Origin of the sequence: Mesorhizobium sp. M7D.F.Ca.US.004.01.2.1 (assembly GCF_003997785.1) — a bacterium.
In the GTDB taxonomy this organism is placed as follows: domain Bacteria; phylum Pseudomonadota; class Alphaproteobacteria; order Rhizobiales; family Rhizobiaceae; genus Mesorhizobium; species Mesorhizobium loti.
On sequence record NZ_RZRQ01000337.1, the window covers coordinates 1 to 6,141 of the forward strand.

Annotated in this window: 5 protein-coding genes and 2 pseudogenes; 3 read left to right on the forward strand and 4 right to left on the reverse strand. The window is 63.3% G+C overall.

Annotated features, from left to right (window positions below):
- A pseudogene (locus EN993_RS38055) lies at positions 1–95 on the reverse strand (flagellar biosynthesis protein FlgJ); the annotation flags it as partial.
- Positions 96–649: 554 nt separating this feature from the next.
- Between EN993_RS38055 and EN993_RS29360 the strand changes: the two are divergent.
- Positions 650–1,489 carry a hypothetical protein gene (locus tag EN993_RS29360; RefSeq protein WP_109659342.1) on the forward strand — a complete coding sequence of 280 codons (840 nt, stop codon included), beginning with the start codon at positions 650–652 and terminating at the stop codon, positions 1,487–1,489.
- Between the two features lie 294 nt (positions 1,490–1,783).
- Here the strand turns inward: EN993_RS29360 and EN993_RS29365 are convergent, their stop codons facing one another.
- The 3 genes from EN993_RS29365 to flhA are packed head-to-tail and all read right to left on the reverse strand — an operon-like array spanning position 1,784 to position 5,006.
- A complete protein-coding gene (locus EN993_RS29365) occupies positions 1,784–2,167 on the reverse strand; it encodes a hypothetical protein (protein ID WP_109659344.1) in 384 nt (127 codons plus the stop codon).
- 2 nt (positions 2,168–2,169) lie between these two features.
- Complete coding sequence (gene fliR, locus EN993_RS29370; protein ID WP_109659346.1) at positions 2,170–2,922, reverse strand: flagellar biosynthetic protein FliR; 753 nt, start codon at positions 2,920–2,922, stop codon at positions 2,170–2,172.
- Positions 2,919–5,006: a flagellar biosynthesis protein FlhA gene (flhA, locus tag EN993_RS29375; protein ID WP_109659348.1), complete on the reverse strand. Its 2,088-nt coding sequence runs from the start codon at positions 5,004–5,006 to the stop codon at positions 2,919–2,921. Before flhA ends, fliR begins: the two co-directional genes overlap by 4 nt.
- Positions 5,007–5,152: 146 nt before the next feature.
- Here flhA and EN993_RS29380 point away from each other — a divergent pair, with 146 nt between their 5' ends.
- Together EN993_RS29380 and EN993_RS29385 are read left to right on the forward strand one after the other, a co-directional pair.
- Complete coding sequence (locus EN993_RS29380) at positions 5,153–5,452, forward strand: putative quinol monooxygenase (RefSeq protein WP_127265532.1); 300 nt, start codon at positions 5,153–5,155, stop codon at positions 5,450–5,452.
- Positions 5,453–5,645: 193 nt separating this feature from the next.
- Positions 5,646–6,141 (forward strand): annotated as a pseudogene (locus EN993_RS29385) (chloride channel protein); the annotation flags it as partial.

A 6,141-nucleotide genomic window follows, 5' to 3' on the forward strand; every position in this document is an offset into this window, starting at 1 on the left:
CGCTTTGTCAGCGCGGCGCGGGCGGCCTCGATGTCCGTCGGATCGACGGCTCGGGCCACATCCATAACGATGTCGCTGGGTGGAGAAATCGCCAAGAAAGTCCGCCTTTTGTCGGTTTTCCTTAGCCAGACAATGCCTCAACAAGCTTGTGGCAGGCTTGCGGGGGAGAGGGGAGGCGGAATGTGGGTGTGGGTCGGGTGTCTGCTTCGCCCTACGAGCGGCCATTGCGACGCCAGTTTCTCGAATGACGGCAGTGGGGTGACGGCAGTGGGGCCGGAAGCAGACAGTCCGCCTCCACCAGGTCCTCAAGCCATCGATCCGGCCGCAATTCAGATATGCCGATGTTGCTTTTCGACCGATCCCGTGACCACCGTGGCCTCTGCCAAATCGCCAGGCAAGCAAGGGAAGACAGCGTCAAGTTCGAGCCGGAGATGAAGAAGAACGGAGCCATCGCCGCATCGGCGTCTGCCCCGTGGGTATGGACGAATTCAGTCATGCGCAATAAAGATCGGGATGTGGTCTGCCGTGGCGCTCCTTTTTCGCCGCGTCGCCAAGGCAGGTGACGTTCGTTCAATGACGCTGCGCAGGGCGGGTTGGCCTTCTGGCCTAACGCCGCCCGCTGAAGTGTCGATATCAGGGGATCTTGTCAATGACCGACAACAAGCCAGACGTTACCAGGGATTGGCAAGCAACGCAGGGCCAGAAGTCCTCCGCCACGCGTCTTCGCCTTTTCGCCGCACTCTCGTGGATCGTCGCCATTGGCGGCGAGATCTACGGGATTATTCTGCTTCGCCAGAACAAGTTCGACCAGGGACACCTGCCGCTGATCATCGGCCTTCTGGTCGGCATCGCGGTTTTCGCAATCGCCGGCAATTTGCTGTGGAAGGCGGCCAACAGGCACGATCCGGCCCGTGCATCCGACGCGGCCAGGTTCTTCTTCCAAAACCAGCTCGGCGCAATCATCACGCTGATTGCCTTCCTCCCGCTGGTTTTCCTGATCCTCACCGACAAGAACATGGACCCGCAGACCAAGAAGGTTGCCGGCGGCCTCGGCGCTGCGCTGGCGGTGCTCGCGACGGTCATGGGGATCAGCTTCAAACCCCCGTCGGTCGAGCAGTACACCCAGGACATGAACGCGTGCGCGACCCAGATCAAGGCGGGGCAGCCGACCACAGCCTGTTCGCCCGACGTCGCCGCTCAGGCGCAGGCAATCGCCACGGACTCCGCCGCGGTGGCTGCGGCGACGAAGGACACGGCACATCCCGCAGGTCAGGACATCGTGTACTGGATCGCACCGGAAAACGGCGCCAAGAAGTCCTCGGAGCCGCATGTTTTCCATCTCTGCGCAGGCGTGAGTCCGCTGAAGGACAAGACCGTGAATAGTGGCTCCGTGACGGAGGCCTACGCGCAGAACGCCGTCCGCATCACGAAGCAGATCGATATGGAACAGAAGCAGTGCGGGTTCACCGCCACAACCAGCACCAACTGAACCCGCCTGCTGCGCTCGATCGCGTCCAGCCGTTTGGTCTGGTCGAGAGGGATGGCGCGCAAGCCCAGGCTCAGTATTGACTCGCCGAAGCAACGCCAAATGCCAGGATTGCCCGGCTGGCCATTATTGTCCAACTGCAAACCTATACGCGGCGGGCAATGACTGGGCGTCTTACGCACGGCAGCTTCCGGCCTGAGCGCTTCGAATGGAGAATGACGTTGATGCGGCGCGAAGCGGCCGTTCACGTCGCGCCGTCCGCAAGTCAAATTCGGATCACGAGGAGAATCCCCGCCGCTACTCCTCGTTCCGCTTCTGCGCGATGATATCGAGCCGCTCGCGGTCGGAGCGTTCGCGCTCGTCGCGGTTGCGCACGTCCTTGTAGGCGCGTTCGACCATGTTGGTGCGTGCGGTCGCGGCGGCGATGAGGCTGGCTTCCTGCTTCGCGCTTGCCAGGTTCGCCTCCTGGCGGACGACGGCCTGGGCAATGCGGCGGTGGTAGAGATCGGGAAACAGGGCGGAAAGCGAATCGGCTTGGTCGAAATGGCCGACCAGCTCCCTGGCTTCGGCCTCGGCGGCACTGGCTGCGGCGACGAACGTGGCGTGGCGGGTTTCGTGCAGCGCCTTCAGCTGTTCCTGCACCTTGACCAATTTCTTCAGGCGGTCCCTGCGGATGCTCATCGTCATCTCGCCAATGTCAGGTCGACAAAGCCGTCGACGAACAGCGACAGCATGGTGCCGACGGCGAAATAGAAGATGATCATGCCGCCGGCGATGATGAAGGGCTGGGAGATGAAATAGATCGGGATCTGCGGCGTTAGCTTGTTGACGAAGCCGATCGTCAGATTGACGAGGATGGCATAGGCGACGAACGGGCTGCCGAGGCGGATGACCAGGAAGAACGTGTCCGACACCGTGTCGGTGACATCGACGAGAGCGGCCTGCGGGTTGAAGAAGATGTTGACCGGCGCGACCGTGTAGGACGACACCAGCGCGCGTATTATCTCGTGGTCGAAATCGAAGACGAACAGCATCAACAGCGCCGAAAACGAGATGATGGCGGCAAGGGCTGCTTGGGGTTCGGGCTCCTCGATCGCCGGTCCGCCGGTGCCGCCATAGCCGATCAGCATGGCGATGGCCGAGCCCATGAAGCGCAGGGCTTCCATGTAGAGCCTGGTCATGGCGCCGATCAGGCCGCCGACCAGAAGTTCCGAGATGATCATCGGCACCAGGATCTGCGGACGCGGATCGACGAAGGGAAAGATCTTGTCCCACAGGAAGGCGAGCAGGCCGCCGGTGGCGGCGACCGCGACGAACAGCCTGACCTGGACCGGAACGCGGGCGCTGGACAGGCCGGGCATCAGCATGAAGCAGGCGCCGATGCGGCAGAAGGCGAGGAACGCCGCGATGACGACGCCTTGCGAAAGCACGCTCACGATATGGTTCCGAGCACCCTGATCTCGACGCCCTTGGCGATCTCGACGTGGCTGAGCACCGGCAGCGTGGTGAACAGCCGCTCGATGATCATGCGCACATAGGGGCGGGCGTCGGGTGCGGTGACGAGCACGAAACGCTCGCCGGCTTCCAGATATTTCTTGATCGCCTTGGTGGCGTCCTGGCCGAACTCTTCGAGCTGGCGTGGGTCGATGTCGAACTCGCGCACCTCGCCCTTGGCGTCGCGCTTGAGGCTCTGGTGGAAGGCGAGGTCCCAGCGGTTGCCGAGGCGCAGCACCTTCAGCACACCGCCCTCGGAGAGGTCGCCGCAGATCTGCTGGGCCATGCGGATGCGGACATGCTCGACGATCTGCTCGGTGCGGCGCACATGCGGCGCGATCTCGGCGATCGCCTCGATGATCAGATGCAGATTGCGGATCGAGACGCGCTCGGCGAGCAACAGCTTCAGCACCGCCTGCAGGCCGGGGTAGGAGATGTGCGTGGTGCAGATCTCGTCGGCGAGCTTGCGGTACTCCTGGTCCTGGCGTTCGAGCAGCGCCTTCATGTCCTTGTAGGACAGAAGCTGCGGCAGGTTGTTGCGGATGACCTCGGAGAGATGGGTGAGCAGCACCGACATGTTGTCGGCGAAGGTGTAGTTCTCGCGCTTCAAATCCTCGGCGAAGGCTTCGACCACCGAATAGGCGCGCATGCCGAAAGCCGGCTCGCGGATTTCCTCGCCTGGTATTTCGGGGATGTCGCGGTTGCCGAGCAGCACCATGATCTCGCCGACGCGCATCTGGTATTCGGCCACCACGGTGCCGTGCACCTTGATCTGGTAGCTCTTCGGCGGGATGGCGAAATCGTCGGCGACACGCACTTCCGGCACCACGAAACCGTATTGCGTGGCGAATTTCTTGCGCATCTTGCCCATGCGGAAAACCAGTTCCTGATGCGACGTCAGCAGCCTTGTCGACAGCTGCTTGCCGATCAAAAGCTCGATCTCGGCGGTGGCGAGCGAGGCCTTGACCGAATTCTTCTCCTCCTCGACCTTGGTCGCCTTTTCCTGATCCTTGATCGCCTCGGCTTCGGCGATGGCGCGGTTGGCGCGCATCGGGATGATATAGCCGAGGCCGGCCATGCCGGCAGCGAGCGCGAAGAACGGGAACAGCGGCAGGCCGGGCATCAGGCCGAGCAGAACCAGCAGCGATGCCGCGACGTAGAGGGCGCGCGGATGAGCGCCGAGCTGGCCGAACACCGCCTGGTTGGTCGAGCCGCGGGTGCCGCCCTTGGAGACGAGCAGGCCGGCGGCGAGCGACACGATCAACGCCGGGATCTGGGTGACGAGGCCGTCGCCGACCGACAGCTTGATGAACACGTCGGCGGCTTCGCCCATGCCCATGCCGTGCCTGATATAGCCGATGGCGATGCCGCCGACGATGTTGATGGCGGTGATGATGAGGCCGGCGATGGCGTCGCCGCGGACGAATTTCGAGGCACCGTCCATCGAGCCGAAGAAGGAGGATTCCTCTTCCAGTTCGCGACGCCGAAGCTGTGCGGTCTTGTCGTCGATCATGCCGGCGGAGAGGTCGGCGTCGATCGACATCTGCTTGCCGGGGATGGCGTCCAAGGTGAAGCGCGCGCCGACTTCGGCGATACGCGTGGCGCCCTTGGTGATGACGATGAAGTTCACCACGATCAGGATCATGAAGACGATCAGGCCGATGACGAAGTCGCTGGCCATAACCAGCTTGGAGAAGCCGGCAATGACGTAGCCGGCCGCGTGCGTGCCCTCATTGCCGTGCGACAGGATCATGCGCGTGGTGGCGATGTTGAGCGACAGCCTGAGCATGGTGGCGATGAGCAGCACGGTCGGGAACGACGAGAAATCGAGCGGCCGCTGGATCCACAGCGCCACCATCAGGATCAGCACCGAAAGCGCGATCGAGAAGGCGAGGCCGATGTCGATGAGAAAGGCCGGGATCGGCAGGAACAGCACGGCCAGGATGATGACGATGCCAATGGCAAAGAAGACGTCGCGGCCATTCTTGGCCACCGCGCCGGGCTGAATGCTTTCGCTGATCGCCATGTCGTCCCCAAATTCGAAGCCTGCCGAGCGCGCGACAGCCCTGCGAGGGTAGCCCGCCAAGCTTGCGCGAGGGTGGGAGACTGGCTAGTTCGAACGATCATGCGCAGATGGCCGTACGGGCCGGCTTCGCAAGGAAGGGAAAACCCATGCTTCTGATCACCGGCACCATCCGCTTGCCGCCAGACAAATTGGAGGAGGCCAAGCCCGCCATGGAACGCATGGTTTCAGCCAGCCGCGCGGAGCCCGGTTGTCTCCAGTATTCCTATGCGCAGGATGTTTTCGATGCCGGGCTCATTCGGGTCACGGAAGTCTGGAGCGACAGAGCAGCGCTCGACGCGCATTTTGCCTCGCCGCACCTTGCCGACTGGCGCGCGAGCTGGCCAGCACTTGGCATAGGCGAGCGCAATCTCGTGCTCTATGAAGCCGGCGAGCCCATGCCGACCTGATCGATTCGCCGGCGGCTCCTCGCCGGTCGCCGGCGAGCGTCGTTGCGTTCCAGCCAAGGGCAGCAAGGACCGCAACCGGCCGGTCCATGCCACAATGGCGCCTTGTCTGTCGCCATTGTGGTTGCCATGCCGTGTCGCCGGGCGTATCAGGCGGGCTTTCCACTGCCTTTTGTGATGTCGGCGAGCCGCCCCGGTGCTTTCCAGAAACCAACCGCAAGTTTATGCACGCCGGCTGCGCGCGGTGCTGATCAGGTCGTTGCCGCTGCTCGAGGCGCGCGGCATCGCAGTGGTCATTCTGGCCGGCGTCGTAGGCGTCATGGCGGGCATATTGGTCACGGCGATGAGCCAGATCGTGCAGGACCTGCACGGGCTGTTGTTCGGCGTCCAGCCCGGCGGCCGGCTTTCCGGCATGTTCTCGCTCGCCAATCCGATGCAAGCGCTGGTACCGGCGATCGGCGGCATCCTGCTTGGGCTGACGGTGGTCTGGCTCAGGATACGGAAATTCCGCACGCCGATCGACCCGATCGAAGCCAATGCGCTCTATGGCGGGCGCATGTCGCTGACCGACACCTTCATCATTGCCGGCCAGACGATGATCTCCAGCGGTTTTGGCGCCTCGGTCGGGCTGGAAGCCGGCTACACGCAGGTCGGCTCCGGCCTGGCCTCGCGGCTGGCGGGCATCTTCCGGC

What these genes read in the sequence shown, in the direction of transcription:
- EN993_RS29365 (WP_109659344.1), bottom strand. Translation starts at nt 2,167, where the DNA reads ATGAGCATCCGCAGGGACCGCCTGAAGAAATTGGTCAAGGTGCAGGAA.
- EN993_RS29360 (WP_109659342.1), top strand. Translation starts at nt 650, where the DNA reads ATGACCGACAACAAGCCAGACGTTACCAGGGATTGGCAAGCAACGCAG.
- flhA (WP_109659348.1), bottom strand. Translation starts at nt 5,006, where the DNA reads ATGGCGATCAGCGAAAGCATTCAGCCCGGCGCGGTGGCCAAGAATGGC.
- EN993_RS29380 (WP_127265532.1), top strand. Translation starts at nt 5,153, where the DNA reads ATGCTTCTGATCACCGGCACCATCCGCTTGCCGCCAGACAAATTGGAG.